21 protein-coding genes are annotated in these 19,882 nt (G+C 69.8%); 10 read left to right on the forward strand and 11 right to left on the reverse strand.

All coding sequences use genetic code 11. The features are described 5' to 3' along the window. The first annotated feature begins 184 nt into the window (after positions 1 to 184). Positions 185 to 1,969 (forward strand): glyoxylate carboligase, encoded by a 1,785-nt coding sequence (gcl, locus tag ACIBLC_RS02005; protein ID WP_399208658.1) that lies wholly within the window; start codon positions 185 to 187, stop codon positions 1,967 to 1,969. 22 nt (positions 1,970 to 1,991) lie between these two features. Here gcl and ACIBLC_RS02010 read toward each other — a convergent pair whose 3' ends face one another. The 5 genes from ACIBLC_RS02010 to ACIBLC_RS02030 form a co-directional block, all read right to left on the reverse strand. After that, a complete protein-coding gene (locus ACIBLC_RS02010; RefSeq protein WP_399208659.1) occupies positions 1,992 to 2,360 on the reverse strand; it encodes a hypothetical protein in 369 nt (122 codons plus the stop codon). 178 nt (positions 2,361 to 2,538) lie between these two features. Continuing rightward, a complete protein-coding gene (locus ACIBLC_RS02015; RefSeq protein ID WP_399208660.1) occupies positions 2,539 to 2,781 on the reverse strand; it encodes a hypothetical protein in 243 nt (80 codons plus the stop codon). Between the two features lie 499 nt (positions 2,782 to 3,280). Next, positions 3,281 to 4,738 (reverse strand): catalase, encoded by a 1,458-nt coding sequence (locus ACIBLC_RS02020; protein ID WP_399208661.1) that lies wholly within the window; start codon positions 4,736 to 4,738, stop codon positions 3,281 to 3,283. Positions 4,739 to 4,931: 193 nt separating this feature from the next. Next, a complete protein-coding gene (locus tag ACIBLC_RS02025) occupies positions 4,932 to 5,849 on the reverse strand; it encodes a 2-hydroxy-3-oxopropionate reductase (protein WP_399208662.1) in 918 nt (305 codons plus the stop codon). A gap of 44 nt (positions 5,850 to 5,893) precedes the next feature. Continuing rightward, positions 5,894 to 6,733 (reverse strand): TIM barrel protein, encoded by an 840-nt coding sequence (locus ACIBLC_RS02030; protein WP_399208663.1) that lies wholly within the window; start codon positions 6,731 to 6,733, stop codon positions 5,894 to 5,896. A gap of 177 nt (positions 6,734 to 6,910) precedes the next feature. Here ACIBLC_RS02030 and ACIBLC_RS02035 point away from each other — a divergent pair, with 177 nt between their 5' ends. The 7 genes from ACIBLC_RS02035 to ACIBLC_RS02065 all read left to right on the forward strand — a co-directional run bounded on the left by ACIBLC_RS02035 (position 6,911) and on the right by ACIBLC_RS02065 (position 12,846). Then, the gene (locus ACIBLC_RS02035) at positions 6,911 to 7,162 is read left to right on the forward strand and encodes a hypothetical protein (RefSeq protein ID WP_399208664.1); all 252 of its coding nucleotides are present in this window, start codon (positions 6,911 to 6,913) and stop codon (positions 7,160 to 7,162) included. Then, positions 7,159 to 7,527 (forward strand): helix-turn-helix domain-containing protein, encoded by a 369-nt coding sequence (locus ACIBLC_RS02040; protein WP_399208665.1) that lies wholly within the window; start codon positions 7,159 to 7,161, stop codon positions 7,525 to 7,527. Before ACIBLC_RS02035 ends, ACIBLC_RS02040 begins: the two co-directional genes overlap by 4 nt. A gap of 174 nt (positions 7,528 to 7,701) precedes the next feature. Continuing rightward, positions 7,702 to 8,274, forward strand: coding sequence for a 2-oxo-4-hydroxy-4-carboxy-5-ureidoimidazoline decarboxylase (uraD, locus tag ACIBLC_RS02045; RefSeq protein ID WP_399208666.1), 573 nt, complete (start codon positions 7,702 to 7,704; stop codon positions 8,272 to 8,274). Beyond that, positions 8,271 to 8,669, forward strand: coding sequence for a hydroxyisourate hydrolase (gene uraH / locus ACIBLC_RS02050; RefSeq protein ID WP_399208667.1), 399 nt, complete (start codon positions 8,271 to 8,273; stop codon positions 8,667 to 8,669). The genes uraD and uraH overlap by 4 nt, the downstream gene beginning before the upstream one ends. A gap of 5 nt (positions 8,670 to 8,674) precedes the next feature. After that, a complete protein-coding gene (gene pucL, locus ACIBLC_RS02055) occupies positions 8,675 to 9,622 on the forward strand; it encodes a factor-independent urate hydroxylase (protein ID WP_399208668.1) in 948 nt (315 codons plus the stop codon). A gap of 132 nt (positions 9,623 to 9,754) precedes the next feature. Then, positions 9,755 to 11,143, forward strand: coding sequence for an 8-oxoguanine deaminase (locus ACIBLC_RS02060; protein ID WP_399208669.1), 1,389 nt, complete (start codon positions 9,755 to 9,757; stop codon positions 11,141 to 11,143). A 359-nt stretch (positions 11,144 to 11,502) separates the two neighbouring features. Continuing rightward, positions 11,503 to 12,846, forward strand: a complete 1,344-nt coding sequence (locus ACIBLC_RS02065) for a nucleobase:cation symporter-2 family protein (protein WP_399209253.1) — start codon at positions 11,503 to 11,505, stop codon at positions 12,844 to 12,846. Between the two features lie 143 nt (positions 12,847 to 12,989). Here ACIBLC_RS02065 and ACIBLC_RS02070 read toward each other — a convergent pair whose 3' ends face one another. Together ACIBLC_RS02070 and ACIBLC_RS02075 are read right to left on the reverse strand one after the other, a co-directional pair. Beyond that, positions 12,990 to 13,805 (reverse strand): chitosanase, encoded by an 816-nt coding sequence (locus tag ACIBLC_RS02070; protein WP_399208670.1) that lies wholly within the window; start codon positions 13,803 to 13,805, stop codon positions 12,990 to 12,992. Positions 13,806 to 13,918: 113 nt separating this feature from the next. Then, entirely contained in the window at positions 13,919 to 15,409 is a 1,491-nt protein-coding gene (locus tag ACIBLC_RS02075) for an MFS transporter (protein ID WP_399208671.1), read from the reverse strand. Between the two features lie 66 nt (positions 15,410 to 15,475). On the opposite strand from ACIBLC_RS02075, the gene ACIBLC_RS02080 reads away from it, so the two are divergent. After that, positions 15,476 to 15,877 carry a winged helix-turn-helix transcriptional regulator gene (locus ACIBLC_RS02080; protein ID WP_399208672.1) on the forward strand — a complete coding sequence of 134 codons (402 nt, stop codon included), beginning with the start codon at positions 15,476 to 15,478 and terminating at the stop codon, positions 15,875 to 15,877. Between the two features lie 53 nt (positions 15,878 to 15,930). Here the strand turns inward: ACIBLC_RS02080 and ACIBLC_RS02085 are convergent, their stop codons facing one another. The 4 genes from ACIBLC_RS02085 to ACIBLC_RS02100 all read right to left on the reverse strand — a co-directional run bounded on the left by ACIBLC_RS02085 (position 15,931) and on the right by ACIBLC_RS02100 (position 19,060). Further along, positions 15,931 to 16,353, reverse strand: a complete 423-nt coding sequence (locus ACIBLC_RS02085; RefSeq protein ID WP_399208673.1) for an acyl-CoA thioesterase — start codon at positions 16,351 to 16,353, stop codon at positions 15,931 to 15,933. A 76-nt stretch (positions 16,354 to 16,429) separates the two neighbouring features. Then, the gene (locus ACIBLC_RS02090; RefSeq protein WP_399208674.1) at positions 16,430 to 17,068 is read right to left on the reverse strand and encodes a hypothetical protein; all 639 of its coding nucleotides are present in this window, start codon (positions 17,066 to 17,068) and stop codon (positions 16,430 to 16,432) included. Positions 17,069 to 17,090: 22 nt separating this feature from the next. Further along, complete coding sequence (locus ACIBLC_RS02095; protein ID WP_399208675.1) at positions 17,091 to 17,741, reverse strand: histidine phosphatase family protein; 651 nt, start codon at positions 17,739 to 17,741, stop codon at positions 17,091 to 17,093. A 110-nt stretch (positions 17,742 to 17,851) separates the two neighbouring features. After that, the gene (locus ACIBLC_RS02100) at positions 17,852 to 19,060 is read right to left on the reverse strand and encodes a pyridoxal phosphate-dependent aminotransferase (RefSeq protein WP_399208676.1); all 1,209 of its coding nucleotides are present in this window, start codon (positions 19,058 to 19,060) and stop codon (positions 17,852 to 17,854) included. A gap of 85 nt (positions 19,061 to 19,145) precedes the next feature. Between ACIBLC_RS02100 and ACIBLC_RS02105 the strand changes: the two genes are divergently transcribed. Beyond that, the gene (locus ACIBLC_RS02105) at positions 19,146 to 19,772 is read left to right on the forward strand and encodes a winged helix-turn-helix transcriptional regulator (protein ID WP_399208677.1); all 627 of its coding nucleotides are present in this window, start codon (positions 19,146 to 19,148) and stop codon (positions 19,770 to 19,772) included. Positions 19,773 to 19,882: the final 110 nt, after the last annotated feature.

Consider the following 19,882-nt stretch of genomic DNA (forward strand, 5'->3'; position numbering starts at 1 on the left):
ATCCGGCCGTACCCACTCTTGACGGTTCTCGGCGCTCCGGCCTACATTACTTCCAGATAGTAGAAATTAGTTTCCGCAATACGGAATTCGGACAGGGAAGCCGCTGCGGAACCGCAAACGGAATCACCAGCTCTCCGCGGGCGCGACGGGAGCGCGAATCCGACAGCCGAAGCAGGAGTACTCCATGGCTCGTATGACCGCTGCCCGCGCGGCAGTCGAGATCCTCAAGCGCGAGGGCGTCAGCAACGCGTTCGGCGTCCCGGGTGCGGCGATCAACCCCTTCTACGCGGCCCTCAAGGCCTCCGGCGGGATCAACCACACCCTCGCCCGCCACGTCGAGGGCGCCTCACACATGGCGGAGGGCTACACCCGGACCCACCCGGGCAACATCGGCGTCTGCATCGGCACCTCGGGGCCGGCGGGCACCGACATGATCACCGGGCTGTACTCCGCCACCGGCGACTCGATCCCGATCCTCTGCATCACCGGCCAGGCTCCGACCGCCGTGATCCACAAAGAGGACTTCCAGGCCGTCGACATCGCCTCCATCGCCAAGCCGGTGACGAAGATGGCGATCACCGTCCTTGAGCCGGCCCAGGTCCCCGGCGTCTTCCAGCAGGCCTTCCACCTGATGCGCTCGGGACGTCCGGGCCCGGTCCTCATCGACCTGCCCATCGATGTCCAGCTCGCCGAGATCGAGTTCGACCCGGAGACCTACGAGCCGCTCCAGGCGTACAAGCCCGCCGCCACCCGCGCCCAGATCGAGAAGGCGATCGCCCTCCTGAACGAGTCGGAGCGCCCGCTGATCGTCGCCGGCGGTGGTGTCATCAACGCCGACGCCGCCGAACTCCTCGTCGAGTTCGCCGAGTTGACGGGCACGCCGGTCGTCCCGACCCTCATGGGCTGGGGCATCCTCCCCGACGACCACGACCTGAACGCCGGCATGGTCGGCCTCCAGACCTCGCACCGCTACGGCAACGCCACCTTCCTGGAGTCCGACTTCGTCCTCGGCATCGGCAACCGCTGGGCCAACCGGCACACCGGCAAGCTGGACGTCTACACGGCCGGCCGCACGTTCGTGCACGTCGACATCGAGCCCACCCAGATCGGCAAGATCTTCGCCCCGGACTTCGGCATCGCCTCCGACGCCAAGGCCGCGCTGAAGCTGTTCGTCGAGGTCGCGCGCGAACTCAAGGACGAGGGCAGGCTGCCGGACCGGAGCGAGTGGGCCGCCTCCGCGCAGGAGAAGCGGGCGACGCTCCAGCGCCGTACGCACTTCGACGACATCCCGATCAAGCCGCAGCGCGTCTACGAGGAGATGAACAAGGCCTTCGGCCCGGAGACCCGGTACGTCACCACCATCGGGCTCTCGCAGATCGCCGGCGCCCAGATGCTGCACGTCTACCGTCCGCGGCACTGGATCAACTGCGGGCAGGCGGGCCCGCTCGGCTGGACCATCCCGGCCGCGCTCGGCGTCGCCAAGGCCGACCCGGAGGCCCAGGTCGTGGCGCTCTCCGGCGACTACGACTTCCAGTTCATGATCGAGGAACTGGCCGTCGGCGCCCAGCACCGGATCCCGTACGTCCATGTCCTGGTGAACAACGCCTACCTGGGCCTCATCCGGCAGGCGCAGATCGGCCTGGACATCAACTTCCAGGTCAACCTGGAGTTCGAGAACATCAACTCGCCGGAGCTGGGCGTCTACGGCGTCGACCACGTCAAGGTCGTCGAGGGCCTCGGCTGCAAGGCGATCCGCGTCACCGACCCCGGCGAGCTGGGTGCCGCCTTCGAGCAGGCCAAGAAGATGGCCGCCGAGTTCCGGGTCCCCGTCGTCGTCGAGGCGATCCTCGAGCGTGTCACCAACATCGCGATGAGCAAGACGAACGACATCAGCAACGTCGTCGAGTTCGAGGAGATCGCGACCGAGCCGGGCCACGCGCCCACCTCGGTCAGGACACTGAAGGTCTGACGCGGGGCCCTCGGTCCGCGCGTCAGACCGTCAAGGGGCGGCTCACCCATCGGGTGAGCCGCCCCTTCCGCATGCCATGGCTTCCCCCGCCCATGGCATCCCCCGTACGAGGCCCCGTCGCCCCGGGGGTCGTCCTGGTGCTCAGAGGGCCGCCCAGCAGCCCCGCGTCCTGGGCCAGGCGCGGCGCGAGGACGTTGAGCGCCCCGACGCCGTGGAGGGCGACCGCGAACAGGATGTCGTCCGTCGAGAGTCCCTCCCGCCAGCCAGGAACGGGCAGTTGGGCACGGAGTTCGTCAAGTGTGCGCCGGGCGGGCCGGGTCCGGCCGCGCGGAAAGCCGCGCGGCAGCGCGAGTGCGTGCGGCTTCAGTCGGGCCGGCGTGGCACTGTCCATGGTGTCCCCCTGGAGTGAGGCCCGCCGCCCCCGTGCCGGCGGGCCTCATGTGCCGAGAATGTCCCCACACCCGGGGAGAGTTGAAGCCCCTGGGACAGTGTTCAGAGCTCGATTTGAGGTTCCGTACGCCCCCTACGCCCGGACGCGTACGTATCGGGCGGTCCGGCGCCGCGGTGGCTCACCGCTCGGGGTGCTCCGACAGGCCGGGCCATTCGTCGGGTCCGCCGCCCTGCCAGTCGATGATGTCGCTCTCCTCGACCTCGATCGCGTCGAGGTCGAGGCCGAGGCCGACGTCCGCGCGGCGCAGAATGTCGACGACGTCGTCGAGGTGACAGGCGACACCGAGCGTGTCGTTCCCCCTGGTGACCCGCCGCGAGCCGTCCAGGCCAGGGGTGTGCACGACGATGCTGGGATAGTCCATGCCCCCAGGCTGCTGCGCGCCGGCCCGATCCGCACCCCGAGTGCACGGCGGAGCGCCGGGTACGGGACCGTCCGTACCCGGCGCTCCGGCCCGGTGAGCTGTGAGGTTGTTGCCGTCCGACGGCGCGAGGCTGGGCGCGACAGGACATTCGCGCCGCCGGACGGAGCCGGTGGTCCGGACTTGGCCGGTGGTCCGGCCGGTCCGGTGCTCGTACTGATCCGGTGCTCGTACCGGCACGGTGCTCGTGCTGGTCCGGTGTCGTGCTGTGGGACTGGGACCGCGGCGGATGCGAGGGAACCGGGGCGGCCCTCACTCAGGTCGAGAGGGAAGCCCCGGGACCTTTACCACCGCACTGGCTCACACACCGCCGCGGTCCTCGGCCTGCCCGCCCTCCGACCGTGTGGCCACCCCTCATCCGGGTCCACACGGTCGGCGCCGGGCGCGCGCGTACAGGATCAGACGTCCCGTCAGATCCCGTACGCAGCCTTTGAGTTGGAGGTCAGTCCTCGCGCAGGGCGTGGACCGCCTCCGCCACGCGCCTGCCGTACTCCGGGTCGGCGGCGTGGAAGTGGGCGAGGTTCTTCTCGATCACGTCGTCGCGGGAGACCTGCGAGAGGCCGCCGGCGATGTTCGCGACCAGCCGCGACCTCTCCTCCGCGGACATCAGGCGGTACAGCTCGCCCGCCTGGAAGAAGTGGTCGTCCTTGGTGTGCTGCGGGGCCTCGTGCGTGCCCGTGTGGCCGTTCACCGCGAGCGGGGACGACAGCGGGCGGCCGGTCTCGGCCGGGCCCGCGTACGAGTTCGGCTCGTAGTTCTTGGCGTAGCGGCCCTGGGAGTTGGCGGCCATGAGACCGTCACGGCCGTAGTTGTCCGCGGTCGTCGCCCTCGGGGCGTTCACCGCCAGCAGGGTGTGGTTGACGCCCAGGCGGTATCGGTGCGCGTCCGCGTAGGCGAACAGGCGGCCCTGGAGCATCTTGTCCGGCGAAGGGCCGATGCCCGGCACGAAGTTGTTCGGGGAGAACGCGGCCTGCTCGACCTCGGCGAAGACGTTGTCGGGGTTGCGGTCGAGCACCAGCCGGCCCACCCGCCGCAGCGGGTAGTCCTGGTGCGGCCACACCTTGGTGAGGTCGAAGGGGTTGAAGCGGTAGTCGGCCGCTTCCGCCGCCGGCATGATCTGCACGTGCAGGGTCCAGGACGGGTTCATGCCCCGCTCGATGGCCTGGAGCAGGTCCGTCTGGTGGGAGTCGGGGTCCTTGCCGGCGAGCTCGGCGCCCTGCTCGCTGGACAGACTGCGCACGCCCTGGTTGGTCTTGAAGTGGTACTTGACGAAGAAGGCCTCGCCCTCGGCGTTCGTCCACTGGTAGGTGTGCGAGCCGTAGCCGTTCATGTGGCGGTAGGAGGCCGGGATGCCGCGGTCGCCCATCAGGTAGGTGATCTGGTGCGTCGCCTCGGGGGCATGCGCCCAGAAGTCCCAGACGTTGTCCGGCTCCTGGCGGCCGGTGAACGGGTCGCGCTTCTGGGAGTGGATGAAGTCGGGGAACTTGATGGGGTCCTTGACGAAGAAGACCGGGGTGTTGTTCCCGACGAGGTCGTAGTTCCCCTCCTCCGTGTAGAACTTCAGCGCGAAGCCGCGGGGGTCACGGACCGCGTCCGCCCCGCCGAGGTTGTCCGCCACCGTCGAGAAGCGCAGGAAGACCTCGGTACGCCTGCCGACCGACTCGAGGAAGTCGGCGTGGGTGAAGTCCGTGACGTCGTCGGTCACTTCGAAGTAGCCGTACGCCCCGGAGCCGCGGGCGTGCACCACACGCTCCGGGATGCGCTCACGGTTGAACCGGGCGAGCTTCTCCAGGAGGTGCTGGTCCTGGAGGAGCAGCGGGCCGCCGACGCCGGCGGTGGCGGAGTTCTGGTTGTCGGCGATCGGAGCGCCGGACTCGGTCGTAAGCACGCGCTTCGACATCGTGACCTTCCGTACGAGGAGCAGCGGAAATCTTCTTCCGCCTGGTGGAGCTTCCGCTGGGTGGAGCCTAGGTTCGGGGCGAACCGGACGTCAACAGTTTGTTGAATCGGTGGGCATGGATCCGGGCCACGGCGGCGCATGGGCGCGACAGGACAGGTGTCAGCGCCGCCGTGGCCCGGAAGTTCTCGAGGGGTCAGACCTGTGCGCCGGACAGGCGCTCCACGCCCCGCAGCAGGGCCGAGTGGTCCAGGCCGCCGTCACCCTGCGCGCGCAGGCCGGCGACCAGCTGGGCCACCACGGCGCCGACCGGCAGGGCCGCACCGACGTTGCGGGCGGCGTCCGTGACGATGTCCATGTCCTTGTGGTGCAGGTCGATACGGAAGCCCGGCTTGAAGTCGCGGTTGAGGAAGTTGTCCTTCTTCCGCGTCAGTACGGTCGAGCCGGCGAGGCCGCCGCCCAGGACGTCCAGCGCGGCCGTCAGGTCCACGCCCGACTTCTCCAGGAAGACCACGGCCTCGGCGCACGCCTGGATGTTCACGGCGACGATGAGCTGGTTGGCGGCCTTCACAGTCTGGCCCGAGCCGTGCGGCCCGCACAGCACGATGGTCTTGCCGAGGGCCTCGAAGACGGGCTCGGCCTCGTCGAAGTCGGCCCGCTCACCGCCGACCATGATCGACAGCACGGCCTCGACCGCGCCGGCCTCGCCGCCGGACACCGGGGCGTCCAGAACCCGGATGCCCTTCTCGGCGGCGGCCTTCGCGAGGTCCACGGAGGTCTGCGGGGTGATGGAGGACATGTCGATCAGGAGCGCGCCGGACCGCGCGTTCTCCAGGATGCCGTCGGGACCGTACGCGATCGCCTCGACGTGCGGGGACGCGGGCACCATGGTGATCACCACGTCGGCGTCCCGCACGGCCTCGGCGATCGAGCCCGCCGCGGTGCCGCCGGCGCCGGCCAGCCGCTCCAGCTTGTCCTGCTCCAGGGTGAAGCCGGTGACGTCGTAGCCGGCCTTGATCAGGTTCTCGGACATGGGGGAGCCCATGATGCCGAGACCGATCCAGGCAACCGCCGGACGGGTCGGGTGGGAGGAAGCTGCGGGATTGCTGCTCATGAGGGTGCCTCTCTGACTGCTGCGATACGTCGGTGAGTTGCCGCTCAGCGGGCGGCTCGGGCCGCCCGGGGCAGCCACTCGAAGGACTCGGCGCTCGGCCGGTCGCCCGGCTTGTACTCCAGGCCGACCCAGCCCTCGTAACCGGCCTTCGTCAGCTGGTCGAGGAGGTCCGCCAGCGGGAGCGAGCCGGTACCCGGCGCACCGCGGCCCGGGTTGTCGGCGATCTGCACATGGCCGGTCTTGGCGGCGAACCGCTCGATGACCGACGGCAGGTCCTCGCCGTTCATGGAGAGGTGGTAGAGGTCCATGAGGAACTTGGCGTTGCCCAGGCCGGTGGCCTCGTTGACCTTGTCCACGATGTCGACGCCGGCCGGGGCGGTCACCAGCGGGTAGCGCGGCGACTCGGGCTTGTTCAGGGTCTCGATCAGCAGGATCGCGCCGACGCGGTCGGCCGCGCGGGCTGCCAGTACCAGGTTCTCCAGGGCGAGTTCGTCCTGCTCGGCCGGGTCCACGCCCTCGACGCGGTTGCCGTACAGGGCGTTGAGCGCCCGGCAGCCGAGCGACTCGGCGAAGTCCGCGGCCACCTCGATGTTGGCGTGGAACCGCGTGGACTCCTCGCCGGGGATCGACAGGGCGCCGCGGTCCGGGCCGGGCAGCTGTCCGGCGTAGAAGTTCAGGCCCGTGAGCTGGACGCCCGCGTCCTCGATCGCCCGCTTGAGGGCGTCGAGCTCGGACCGCTCGGGGGTGGGGGAGTCGACCCAGGGCCACCAGAGCTCGACCGCCGTGAAGCCCGCCGCGGCGGCGGCCGCGGGGCGCTCCAGGAGCGGGAGTTCCGTGAAGAGGATCGACAGGTTGACGTTGAAGCGCTGGTCCGCGAATCCCATGGGGGTCGGCGCTCCCTTCCGTATCAGCGGGTCGGTGTGCTGGCGGTTCCTGGCCGATTCCGCATTGATTCCGTATTGCGGAAGTTCGTTTCTGCCTAATGGAAGATTGCCGCCGTGTGTCGTGGGTTGTCAAGAGGGGGCTGCCGGAAAATCGACACCGCGCAGTAGGTTGAGCGCGTGCGATTGAGAGTGGAGTTCACGACCGAGCCCTTCGACCTCGACGAGGCGCCGCCGCACGCGCTGGTCGCCCGTGAGGTCGTCGAGGCGGCCGAGCTGGACGCCGTGGACGTCGGCCCGTTCGGCAACACCGCGGAGGGCGGCGCGGACGCGGTGCTCGGCGCGGTCGACGCGCTGCTGCGCAGGACCCTGGAGGCGGGTGCCACCCGGGTCTCGTTGCAGGTGAACGTCGTCGAGGAGGGGGAGCGGTGACCGGATTCGGGGACGACCCCTTCGTCTCGGCCGTCAAGCCGCTCGTCGACGCCATGGGGGGCGAGATGCTGCCGCCGGACCAGGCCGGCGCCGACGACGTCGTGCTGTCCTGGGAGGGTGCGGACGTCGTCGCCGTACGCCTGCCCCAGCTCGCCGACTCGCTCGACCACATCCTGGCCGCCCTGGAGCGCAAGCGGGGCAGGCCGCTGGCCGACCTCGACCGCAAGGCCAAGCAGGAGGTCGTACGGATACTGGAGGCGCGCGGCGCCTTCTCCGTCCGGCACGGCGTGGAGACGGTGGCGAGCGCCCTCGGGGTGAGCCGCTTCACCGTCTACAACTATCTGAACCGAGAGAAGGGCGTCTGACCAGGAGCAACGCACCTGGAGGCGGCCGAGTTCGGTCCGTCGTCGGTCACCGCCGCCCGGAACGCCCGGGCGGCGGTTTTTGTTACCCGAAGTTTTCAACAAAGTGTTGACGTGATGTTTTCGAGGGCGTTAGCTGTCCGCAGCCCGTCCAGCAACAAGGCCACGGAGGCTCCCGTGACTTCGAGTTCCTCGACACCGGGCCTGGCCCGGTTCAACACCCTGGAGGAGCACGCGGCAGCCGCCGCCCTCCACGAGGCGTGCGCCTCATCGGCATGGGGGAGCGGACTGCTCGCCCACCGCCCCTTCGCAAGTCTCGCCGACCTGCTCGCCGCGAGCGACGCCGTCATGGCCGAGCTGACCGCGGCGGACCTGGCACAGGCGATGGCCGGGCATCCGCCGATCGGCCGCCCCAAGCCAGGAGACCCGACCTCCTCGCGGGAGCAGCGCGGTATGGCCGGCGCCTCCGAGCAGCTCAAGGAGGAGATGCTCGAACTGAACCTGGCGTACCAGGAGCGGTTCGGCCATGTCTTCCTCATCTGCGCCACCGGCAGGACCGGCGAGCAGATGCGCGACGCGGTCAAGGAACGGATCGGCAACTCGCCGGAGCAGGAGCGTGAGATCGTGCGCACCGAGCTGGGCAAGATCAACCGCATCCGCCTGGCCGGTCTCGTGCAGAGCGAGAATCCGGCGGATCCGGCACAGCAGGCGGATCCGGCCAGTCCCGTACAGCAGGAAGATGACGCATGAGCACCGACCGCACAGCCTCCGTGTCCACGCACATCCTGGACACGAGTGCCGGGCGCCCCGCCGAGGGTGTCCCCGTCGCACTCGCGGCCCGCGCCGGGCGTGCGGCGGACTGGCAGGCACTCGGCGGCTCCGCGACCGACGCGGACGGCCGGTGCAAGGACCTTCCGGCGCTGCCGGAGGGGACGACCCACGTGCGGCTCGACTTCGAGGTCGAGGCGTACTTCGAGAAAAAGCAAGCCGATGCGCAGCAGGACGCCCCCGCGAATCGGGACAGCGGTGCGACCGGAGCGTTCTTCCCCGAGGTGGCGATCACCTTCGCCGTCAGGCCGGGCGAGCACTACCACGTACCGCTGCTGCTCAACCCGTTCGGCTACTCCGTTTACCGAGGGAGCTAGCAGACATGACCGAGAATTCCCGCCCTGGGCGTCCTGTGATCCTGGGACAGAACCAGTACGGCAAGGCCGAGAACCGCGTCGTCAAGATCACGCGGGACGGCGACACCCATCACATCAAGGACCTGAACGTGTCGGTCGCGCTGAGCGGCGACATGGAGGAGGTCCACTACTCGGGCTCCAACGCGAACGTCCTGCCGACGGACACCACCAAGAACACGGTGTACGCCTTCGCCAAGGAGCACGGCATCGAGTCCGCCGAGCAGTTCGGCATCCACCTCGCCCGGCACTTCGTGACGAGCCAGGAGCCGATCAAGCAGGCGCGGATCCGGATCGAGGAGTACTCCTGGGAGCGCATCGAGACCTCGGACGCCAACTCGAGGTTCATCGGCGCCGACGAGGTCAAGCACTCCTTCGTGCGCAAGGGCCAGGAGACCCGGGTCACCCAGATCACGTATGACGGTTCGTCATGGGAGGTCATCTCGGGGCTGAAGGACCTTGTCGTGATGAACTCGACGAACTCCGAGTTCTGGGGCTACGTCAAGGACAAGTACACGACGCTGCCCGAGGCCTACGACCGCATCCTGGCCACCCAGGTCTCCGCCCGCTGGCGCTTCAACTGGTCGGGCGACGACCAGCAGATGCCCAACTGGGAGAAGTCCTACGACCAGGTCAGGAAGCACATGCTCCAGGCCTTCGCGGAGACGTACTCGCTGTCCCTGCAGCAGACCCTGTACCAAATGGGTTCGCGGATCATCAACAACCGCGGCGAGATCGACGAGGTCCGCTTCTCGCTCCCGAACAAGCACCACTTCCTGGTGGACCTGAAGCCGTTCGGACTCGAGAACGACAACGAGGTCTACTTCGCGGCGGACCGCCCGTACGGCCTCATCGAGGCCACCGTCCTGCGCGACGGCCTCGAGCCGCGGATCCCGGTCGACCTCACCAATCTCTGACCCCTGCCCGGTGTCCCCGTCCGGCCGGCCGGGGGCACCCCCCTCCTTCGGCACCCGTGGCCTCCCCGCCGCGGTACTCAAACCTCCCAGGGTCCTGCCGTGCCCACCCCCGAGAACGAAGAAGGACGCACCATGGCAGCATCGGCGGAAGTCCAGCGGATCGTCATCGAGAACTGTGCGATCGCGACGGTGGACGCGGGTGACACCGAGTACACGTCGGGCCACGTCGTCGTCGCGGGCAACCTCATCGAGTCGGTCGGCGCGGGCAAGGCCCCCGAGGGCCTGGAGAACGTCGTACGCCGCGTCGACGGCACCGGCCATCTGGTGACCCCGGGCCTGGTCAACACCCACCACCACTTCTACCAGTGGATCACCCGGGGCCTCGCCACCGACCACAACCTCTTCAACTGGCTGGTCGCGCTCTACCCGACCTGGGCGCGCATCGACGAGCGGATGACGTACGCGGCGGCGCAGGGCTCCCTCGGCATGATGGCCCGCGGCGGAGTCACCACCGCCATGGACCACCACTACGTCTTCCCGAAGGGCTCCGGCGACCTGTCCGGCTCGATCATCCGGGCCGCGCGCGAGACGGGTGTCCGCTTCACCCTGGCCCGCGGCTCCATGGACCGCAGCGAGAAGGACGGCGGGCTGCCGCCGGACTTCGCCGTCGAGACCCTCGAAGGAGCACTCGCGGCCACCGAGGCGACGGTCGACGAACACCACGACCCCTCCTTCGGCGCCATGACGCAGGTGGCCGTCGCGCCCTGCTCGCCGTTCTCCGTCTCCACCGAACTGATGCGGCAGGGCGCCGAGTTGGCCCGCCGCAAGGGCGTACGGCTGCACACGCACGGTTCGGAGACCGTGGAGGAGGAGCAGTTCTGCAAGGAACTGTTCGGCATGGGCCCCACCGAGTACTTCGAGTCGACGGGCTGGCTCGGCGAGGACGTGTGGATGGCGCACTGCGTCCACATGAACGACTCCGACATCGCCGCCTTCGCCCGTACGAGGACGGGAGTCGCCCACTGCCCGTCCTCCAACGCCCGTCTGGCGGCCGGGATCGCGCGCGTCCCCGACATGCTCGCGGCCGGCGTCCCGGTCGGCCTCGGCGTCGACGGCACCGCGTCCAACGAGTCCGGCGAACTGCACACCGAACTGCGCAACGCGCTCCTCATCAACCGCCTCGGCGCACACCGCGAGGCCGCCCTGAACGCCCGTCAGGCACTGCGCCTCGGCACCTACGGCGGTGCCCAAGTCCTGGGCAGGGCAGCCGAGATCGGCTCCCTGGAACCCGGCAAGCTCGCCGACCTCGTGCTGTGGAAGCTGGACACCCTGGCGCACGCCTCGATCGCCGACCCGGTGACCGCGCTGGTCTTCGGCGCGGCGGCCCCGGTCACCCTCTCGCTCGTCAACGGCCGACCGGTCGTCGAGGACAGCCGGCTCCTGCACGTCGACGAGGACGCCATCGCCCGCTCCACCCGGGAACAGGCACAGCGCCTCGCGGCGATCGCCGCGCGGGCCTGACGGTTCGGCTCGACACACCTCGCCGTACAGGCCTGAACAGTTGAAGATCTCCGGCCGAGGGGGACGGCCCCCGGCCGGTAGCCGTGGACCCGAGCGGGGTCCATGGCGGCCGTCGCCGGGGCGCGCATGGACGTGCGCGCCCCGGAACGGTCTCCGTCCCGGTCCCTCCCCCACGCTCGGCTTCGCTCGCGCGGGGGACCCCCATGACCGCGCATCACCTCCCTGAACACCGCGTCAACGCCGACGTGTAACCGACCGGAGGAGCCGCCGTGGCCGCCCAGCAGCCCGAGCCCAGCACCGATGCACAACCAACTGGACAGCCCAAGCACCCAGTTGACGAGACACTCCCGCCCCTGAAGATGGCCACCAGCGGCCTTCAGCACGTCGCCGCCATGTACGCGGGCGTCGTCGCCCCACCACTGATCGTCGGCGCCGCCGTCGGTCTCTCCGCCACCGAGCTGACCTTCCTCACCGGCGCCTGCCTGTTCACCGCGGGCCTCGCCACCTTCCTGCAGACCCTCGGCATCTGGAAGATCGGCGCCAGGCTGCCGTTCGTCAACGGCGTCACCTTCGCGGGCGTCGCCCCGATGACCGCGGTCGTCGCCTCCACCGACGACAAGAGCGACGCGCTGCCGGTCATCTTCGGCGCCGTCATCGTCGCGGGAGTCCTCGGGTTCATAGCCGCCCCCTTCTTCAGCAAGGCGGTCCGCTTCTTCCCGCCCGTCGTCACCGGCACCGTCATCACCCTCATCGGCGTCTCGCTCCTCCCGGTCGCCTTCGGCTGGGCGCAGGGTCCCGACCCCGCCGCGCACGACTACGGTTCGCGGACCTATCTGGGGCTCGCGGGCGCCACCCTCCTCATCGTGCTGATCCTGCGCCGCTTCACCCGCGGCTTCGTCAAGCAGATCGCCGTACTGCTCGGCCTCGTCATCGGCACGCTCGTCGCGATCCCGTTCGGCGTCACGGACTTCGGACCTGTCGCCGACGCGGACGTCGTGGGCTTCCCGACCCCGTTCCACTTCGGCGCGCCGCAGTTCCAGATCGCGGCGATCGTCTCGATGTGCGTGGTGATGGTGGTGTCGATGACCGAATCGACCGCGGACATGCTGGCGTTGGGCGAGATCGTCGAGCGCCCCGCCGACGAGCGGACCATCGCGGCGGGCCTGCGCGCCGACACCCTCGGCTCGGCGATCAGCCCGCTCTTCAACGGCTTCATGTGCAGCGCCTTCGCGCAGAACATCGGGCTGGTCGCGATGACGAGGATCCGCAGCCGGTACGTCGTCGCCACGGGCGGCGGTTTCCTCGTGCTGATGGGCCTGTGCCCCATGGCCGCGTCCCTGATCGCCGTCGTACCGCGTCCCGTGCTCGGCGGCGCGGGCGTCGTCCTCTTCGGCTCGGTCGCGGCCAGCGGAATCCAGACCCTCGTACGGGCCGGACTGGAGAAGGACAACAACGTCCTGATCGTCGCCGTGTCGCTGGCGGTCGGCATCATTCCGATCACCGCGCCGGAGTTCTACCACGCGTTCCCGGAGACGGCGAAGATCGTCCTGGACTCGGGAATCTCGACCGGATGCGTGGCCGCCGTACTCCTCAACCTCGTCTTCAACCACCTCGGCAAGGGGCAGGACGCGGACGACGTGACCCATCCCATGGAGGCGGGCGAGGAGATCGCCGGGCAGCGCATCGGGGCGCCGGCGCACTGAGCCGGTTCGTGGATCCACCCGGCTGACGCCGCGCGTCAGCCGGGTGGACCCGTCACGGCCCGCCGCCCCACCGGCCGTGACGCGCGCCCGGGTTCAGGACCGGGCCCGCGTCTCACCGACGGTGCGGTACGGACGGACCGGCCTCAGCCGATGTGGAAACTGTCGCCGTACACCTTCCAGTCCAGCGGCGTGTTCAGGTTCAGGTTCCGGTTCCGCACGAAGACCCGCTGCGCGGTGTCGACCCGGCTGGTGTCCTCGTGCGCCTCCTCCTGCTTCATCGCCCAGACGCGCGCGTCGAGGAACGCGTTCAGGTACGTCACCTCGTCGCCACCCCTGGCGGGCGGCTGCGCCTTGGTCAGCGCCCGCCTGCGGATGCTGCTGAAGCTGGTGCTGTCGCCGCCGTCGCCGTGCATCACGATGGCGTCGTAGTAAGTGAACTGGCCTAGGACGCCGATCCCGTCGGCCTTGCCCTGCCCGACGGCCGGGTTGAAGTAGACACGGTCCCGCTCGTCGTTCTGGGCCTGCTGGAACGCCGAGTCCTGGGCCGCCCTCGCCCAGTCGCCCGGGAACCCGGGGTCCAGGCCCTGGTGCGAGTCGGTGCCGTCGACCTGGCGCAGGGCGGGCAGGTACTTGGCCAGGACGTTGCCGGGCCTGCGTTGCGCGTACAGCTCGACGAGGTCGAGCATGTCGCCGGTGCCCGAGCAGAATCCGATGATCCCGGCCGTGTAGCCGCGCCCGTCGTTGATGTCCTCGATGTAGCGGTACTGCGCCTTCCAGTCCAGCGAGGAGTTCTCCGCGCTGGACACCAGCTTCATGGCGATCTCCTTCTTCGCCGGGTCGTCCAGACCGATCGCCGCGGCGGTCGCGGACTGGGTCGCGAGGACGGGACCTGCCACCAGTGAAGCTCCGATCACCGCGAGCAGGGTGCGTCGTGACGTGCGTATGTGGGGGGTGTGCACGGTACCTCCGTTGGGGGGTGTGTCGCTTCCGCGTACTGTTAGGAAAGTTTCCTACCAGAGATTGGGGTTGACGTATACCCGTCAGGAAGTAATGGAGGCCGGCGCGGTCCCGGTCAGGCGCGGGTGGCGACCCGGACCGCCGACGTGTCCTCATCGGTGGCGGAAAGTCGTCGCGTTCGCAAAAGAACCGCTGCCAGCACCAGCGCGGTCGCGGTGATTCCGGTGGCCACGGTGAACGCCAGCCGATAGCCGTCCGCCGTCGCGGTGACGAGTGGCGCGCCGCCGCCGAGCAGCCGCTCCGTGCGGCTCGCCGCCAGTGTCGTGAGGACCGCTAGGCCCAGTGAACCGCCCACCACCTGTGTGGTGTTGAAGAGTCCGGAGGCCAGGCCCGCGTCCTCCTCGCGGGCGCCCGACATGGCGAGCCCGGTGACCGCGGGCATCGCGGCCGCGAATCCGGCGGCGAGCAGAAGCAGCGGCGGCAGGACATCGGCGAGGTAACCGCCGTCGGCCGGGGCCCGGCTGAGAAGTGCCATGCCCGCGGTGATGAGGACCAGTCCGGCGAGCAGCACCCGGTAGGGGCCGAAGCGGGCGATCGTCCGCGCCGACAGGGTCAGCATCAGCACTCCGATCGCGACCGGCGCGGGCAGGAAAGCCGTACCGGTGAGCAACTCGTCGTAGCCCAGCACGCGTTGCAGGTAGAGCGCGCCGATGAACTGGAAGCCGTACATCCCCGCGATCAGCAGGATCTGGACGCCGTTGGCACCCGTCAGGGCGCGGGAGCGGAAGAGCCGCAGTCGCAACAGCGGCCGGGCGGCCCGCGTCTGCCACAAGGTGAAGCCGGTGAAGAAGGCGAGCGACATGGCGGCGAGGGCGAGCGTGCCGACCGGCGAGCGGTCGCCGGCGCCGATGATCGTGTACACGGTCAGCATCAGCGCGCCGGTGACCAGCGCCGCCCCGGGATAGTCGGCGCCCTCTCCGAGACCGGCTCCCTGATCGGGAGCGAGGATCCGGAGCGCCGCGAACAACGCCAGCACCCCGATCGGCAGGTTGATCAGGAAGATCCAGTGCCAGCCGGCCGCCTGCGTCAGCGCCCCGCCGAGGAAGGTGCCCAGTGCGCCGCCGCCCGCGCCGACCGCGCTGAACACCGCGATGGCGCGGGCCCGTTCACGGGGCTCGGGGAACAGGGAGACCAGCATGCCGAGGACCACGGCCGAGGTCATCGCCCCGCCGACACCCTGAAGTGCGCGGGCGGCGACCAGCATGCCCTGGCTGGTGGCGACTCCGCACAGGACGGACGCCGAGGTGAACACGGCGAGCCCGGTGACGAACATCCGCTTGCGGCCCACCAGGTCCCCGAGCCGCCCCACGAGCAGGAGCAGCCCGCCGAAGGGAATCAGGTAGGCGTTCACGACCCAGGCGAGACCGGGGCCGGAGAAGCCGAGGTCGCCCTGGATCGCGGGCATCGCGACCGTGACGATGTTCCCGTCCAGGATCGTCATCAGGGTGCCCGCGCACAGGACGGCCAGGGCCGCCCAGCGGGAGTACGGTCGTTGGACGGGCGGCGCGGTACGGAACTGCATGGCGATGACCTCGGCGTTCTCCATAGGTGCACGACTTGTAACGGGGTACATCGTGAGTGACCATGGAGACCGGCATAAGGAGGCACTTCGATGTCCCAGGGGAACACCGGTGTTACCCCGCAGGCAGTGCACGCGCAGGCGTGCCCGGTCCGCGAGGTTCTTGACAGGGTCGCCGGAAAATGGAGCGTGCTGATCATCGTGGCCGCCGCGCACGGCCCGATCCGGTTCACCGAACTGGAGCGCAGCGTGGAGGGCATCAGCCGCCGAATGCTGTCCCTCACCCTGCGCAATCTGGAGCGCGACGGACTTGTCACACGCACCGTCCATCCCACGGTGCCGCCGAAGGTGGAGTACGAACTCACACCGGTGGCCCATGAGTTGTACGAGACGCTGCTGTCCCTCACGGACTGGGCCGAGCGGCACCGCGGCACCATCGCCGAGTCACGCGCGGCCTACGACGCCGAGCACCGGCCCGAGCTGCTGGACGCGTAGGCCGCCTGCCCTCGCCGGGCGGGCGGGCGAGGAGAGCCGGTCCGCGGGGTCCCTCAGAAGTCGAACCACCGCGGATCGTCGGCCAGCGCGCGGAAGCACTCCCGGGGGTCCGTCAGAAGTCTGCGCTCCTTCAGGTCCAGCAGTCCGCCGACGCCCGTGAGTTCGGCGGAGACCGTGCCGTCCGTCTTGCGTATGGTCTGCTCGATCCGGAAGGTCTTTCCCTCCCCCCAGGAGAAACCGCAGGTCACCTCGACCTCGTCACCCGCGCGCAGTTCCCGCAGATAGCGGATGGTCGTCTCCAGCGCCACCGGGCCCACGCCCTTGTCCATCAGCTTCCGCTGGCTGATCCCGGCCGCCTGCAACAGCGACCAGCGGGCGTGCTCCGCGTACTGGAGATAGACGCTCTGGTTGAGGTGTGCCTGCACATCGGTCTCGTACCCGCGGACGGTCACCGGGACGGAGAACTGCTCTGCCACGACTGCTCCCTAAACGACGGTCAGGTCTGATCCAATCGAGTCCAACTCCCTTCTACAGCAAGCCATTCCGCCCTCCTCACGCACGCCGGGGTGAAGCCAGTACATAGCGGGTCCCGGTGCGCGGCTCCGTGTGCTCGCCGGCCTGCCAGCCCGCCTTCTCCAGCGTGGCCGCGCACGCACGCAGCGCCCCGGGGTCCGGCTCGCGCACGGCGACGGCCTCCGGCTGCGGTGTCGCGCGCACCCGATAGCCCCCGCTCGCGGCATCCGCGTCCGCGGGCCGGTGGCCGGCCGCCTCCAGGGCGAGCGCGGCCGCCCGCACCAGATGGGTCCGCTCCCACCCGCACGGACGGTCCGTGGCGCCGTCCGGATTGGTCATCCGGCGCATCTCGAGGAGTCCCTGCCAGGCGCTGTGCACCTCGCGCAGCCGGGCGGGCCCGGTGTCGGCCGCCTCCTCACCGCCGATGCGCGCGGCGAACACGCCCGAGGCTTCGGCCTCGGGCTGTTCGATCGCCGGTTCGGTTTCCGGCTCGGGGGCCTCTCGTACACGGTGTCCGGCAGGCGTCAGGAAGTGGGCGTGCGGCGGTCTGGGATGCCGAAAGGCGAGCCCTCGCTTCACCAGTGCGGCGAGCTGGGCCTCCGTGCCCTTGAGCCGCCCGGTCACAGGGTCGGCGGCGTCGATGACACGCCGCTGTGCGGCGGTCGGCGCTGGTGTCACGGCACGCTCCCTCCGCCGTCGGTCAGTGCTCCTCGGGCCCCTGTCCCGCCGGGGAGAGCGGCCCATGAGAACAGTACGAGTCGGGTCTGACATTCCAGCCGGCCACCACATGGCGCCGGTGCTCGGTGCTCAGCCGGCTCATCGTCCCGGTGGCGAGCTGGAACAGGGCGCCGTCCCCGGCGGGCAGTCCCAGCCGCCGTGCGGTCAGCACCCGCAGGAAGTGCCCGTGGGACACCACCACCACGCTGCCCTCCGACTCGGCGAGCGCCGCGTCGATCTTGGCCAGCATCCGCTCCGCGCGGGCCCCGACCTCGTCGGGGCTCTCCCCGGGGTGCTCGGGCGGACCGGCGGTGACCCCGTCGGTGAACAGGAACCAGTCCGGCCTGGTCCGGTGGATGTCGACCGTGGTGATTCCCTCGTACCCGCCGTAGTCCCACTCCGACAGGTCCGCGTCGACCCGCGCACCGCCGATCCCGGCCAGCCTTGCCGTCTCCTGGGCCCGCCGCATCGGGCTGACGAACGCCGCCGCGATGTGGTGCCGGGCGATCAGCGGGGCGATCCTGCGTGCCTGCTCCCGTCCGTTGTCGGTCAGCGGGATGTCGGTCGAACCCGTGTGCCGTCCGGACAACGACCACTCGGTCTCACCGTGCCGTACGAGGAGAAGGTCACCCATCGCCGAACCCTTTCCGCCGCTTGCGCTCTTCGCGCTCTTCGCGCGTGACTGTCCCTCCGTACGGTGTCACCGCCGGGCGGTGGCCGCACACCCTGCTGAGCCGGTCGGCGCTACTGCCGGTACCCGCTCAGGAACCGCCCGATCCGGCTGATCGCCGCGTCGAGGTCGTCGGCGTAGGGGAGGGTGAGGATGCGGAAGTGGTCGGGTCTGGGCCAGTTGAAACCCGTGCCCTGGACGACCTGGATCTTCTCGCGGAGGAGGAGGTCCAGGACGAACTTCTCGTCGTCGTGGATCTTGTGGACCGCGGGGTCGATGCGCGGGAAGGCGTACAGCGCGCCCTTCGGTTTCACGCACGAGACGCCGGGGATCTCGTTGAGCTTCTCCCAGGCGCGGTCGCGCTGTTCGTGCAGGCGGCCCCCGGGAGCGGTGAGTTCGTGGATGGACTGACGGCCGCCGAGCGCGGCCTGAATGGCGTACTGGGCGGGGGCGTTGGCGCACAGCCGCATGGAGGCGAGCATCGTCAGGCCCTCCAGATAGCTGCGCGCGTGCTGCTTGGGGCCGGTGACGACCAGCCATCCGGAGCGGAATCCGGCGACGCGGTAGGTCTTCGACAGTCCGCAGAAGGTGAGGACGACCAGGTCGGGGGCGAGTGCGGCGGCCGTGTGGTGCACGGCGTCGTCGTACAGGATCTGGTCGTAGATCTCGTCGGCGAACACCATCAGACCGTGGCGGCGCGCGAGGTCCAGGATGCCCTCGATGATCTCCTTGGGATACACCGCTCCGGTCGGGTTGTTGGGGTTGATGATGACCACGGCGCGCGTCCGGTCGGTGATCTTCGCGGCCATGTCGGCCAGGTCCGGGTACCAGTCGGACTGTTCGTCGCAGAGGTAGTGCACGGCCTTGCCGCCGGCGAGTGTGGTCACCGCCGTCCACAACGGGAAGTCCGGTGCGGGGATGAGGACTTCGTCGCCGTCCTCGACCAGCGCCTGTACGGCCATCGACACCAGTTCGGAGACGCCGTTGCCGAGGAAGACGTCGTCGACGCCGACCTCCAGGCCGCGGTCCTGGTAGCGCTGGGCCACCGCGCGGCGGGCGGAGAGGATGCCGCGCGAGTCCGTGTAGCCGTGCGCCTGGGGGAGCATCCGGATCATGTCCTGGAGGATCTCGTCCGGCGCCTCGAAGCCGAAGAGCGCGGGGTTGCCGGTGTTCAGGCGCAGCACGCTGTGGCCCGCCTCCTCCAGCGCGTTGGCCTGCTCGATCACCGGGCCCCGGATCTCGTAACAGACCTCGCTGAGTTTGCTCGACTGCCGGAACTCCATGCGCTGTGCCCTCCGGTTCGTTGTATCGCTTGGTTTTACCAAGTGGGCGCTTGGAAAGTCCAATGACATGTCTAGACTGCGTCACATGTCACCTCGCCGAAGCTACGACCAGTACTGTTCCGCCGCCCGGGCGCTCGACGCCGTCGGGGACCGCTGGACCCTCCTGATCGTCCGCGAACTCCTCGGCGGGCCGCGTCGCTACACGGATCTGCACGCGGACCTGCCCGGCGTGAGTACGGACGTCCTCGCGTCCCGGCTCAAGGACATGGAGCGCGACGGGCTGACGACGCGGCGGCGCCTTCCGCCGCCCGGCGCGGCGTACGTGTACGAACTCACCTCCCGCGGGAGGGAGTTGCTTCCGGTGCTGCAGGCCCTCGGGGACTGGGGCACCGCCGAGCTGGGCGAGCGGCGGCCCACCGACGCCGTGCGGGCGCACTGGTTCGCGTTGCCGCTGCTGCGGGGACTGGAGGGGGTGGGGCTGGTCGAAGTCCGCCTCGACGAGGGGGAGTTCCATGTGTGGCTCGGAGCCGACGGCGGGCCCGTGTACGGGGACGGGCCCGCCCGGGAGGAGCCGGACGCCCGGCTGTCCCTCGACACGTGGACCTGCGAGGCCGTGAGCCGGGGGGAGTTGACCCTGCTCGACGCGGTGCGGGAGGGGCGGGTCGTGGTGGCGGGGGAGGGGGCGCTGGCGAAGGGGTTGCGGGAGGGTTGAAAATCTTTCAGCCCGTCCGGCGTTTGAGGACGAGCGCGGAGCGCGAAAGGGGGGTCTGGGGGCGCAGCCCCCAGGGACGGGACGGGTAGGGGCGGAGGGGGCGAAAAAAC

Origin of the sequence: Streptomyces sp. NPDC050535 (assembly GCF_044457665.1) — a bacterium.
Classification (GTDB): Bacteria; Actinomycetota; Actinomycetes; order Streptomycetales; family Streptomycetaceae; genus Streptomyces.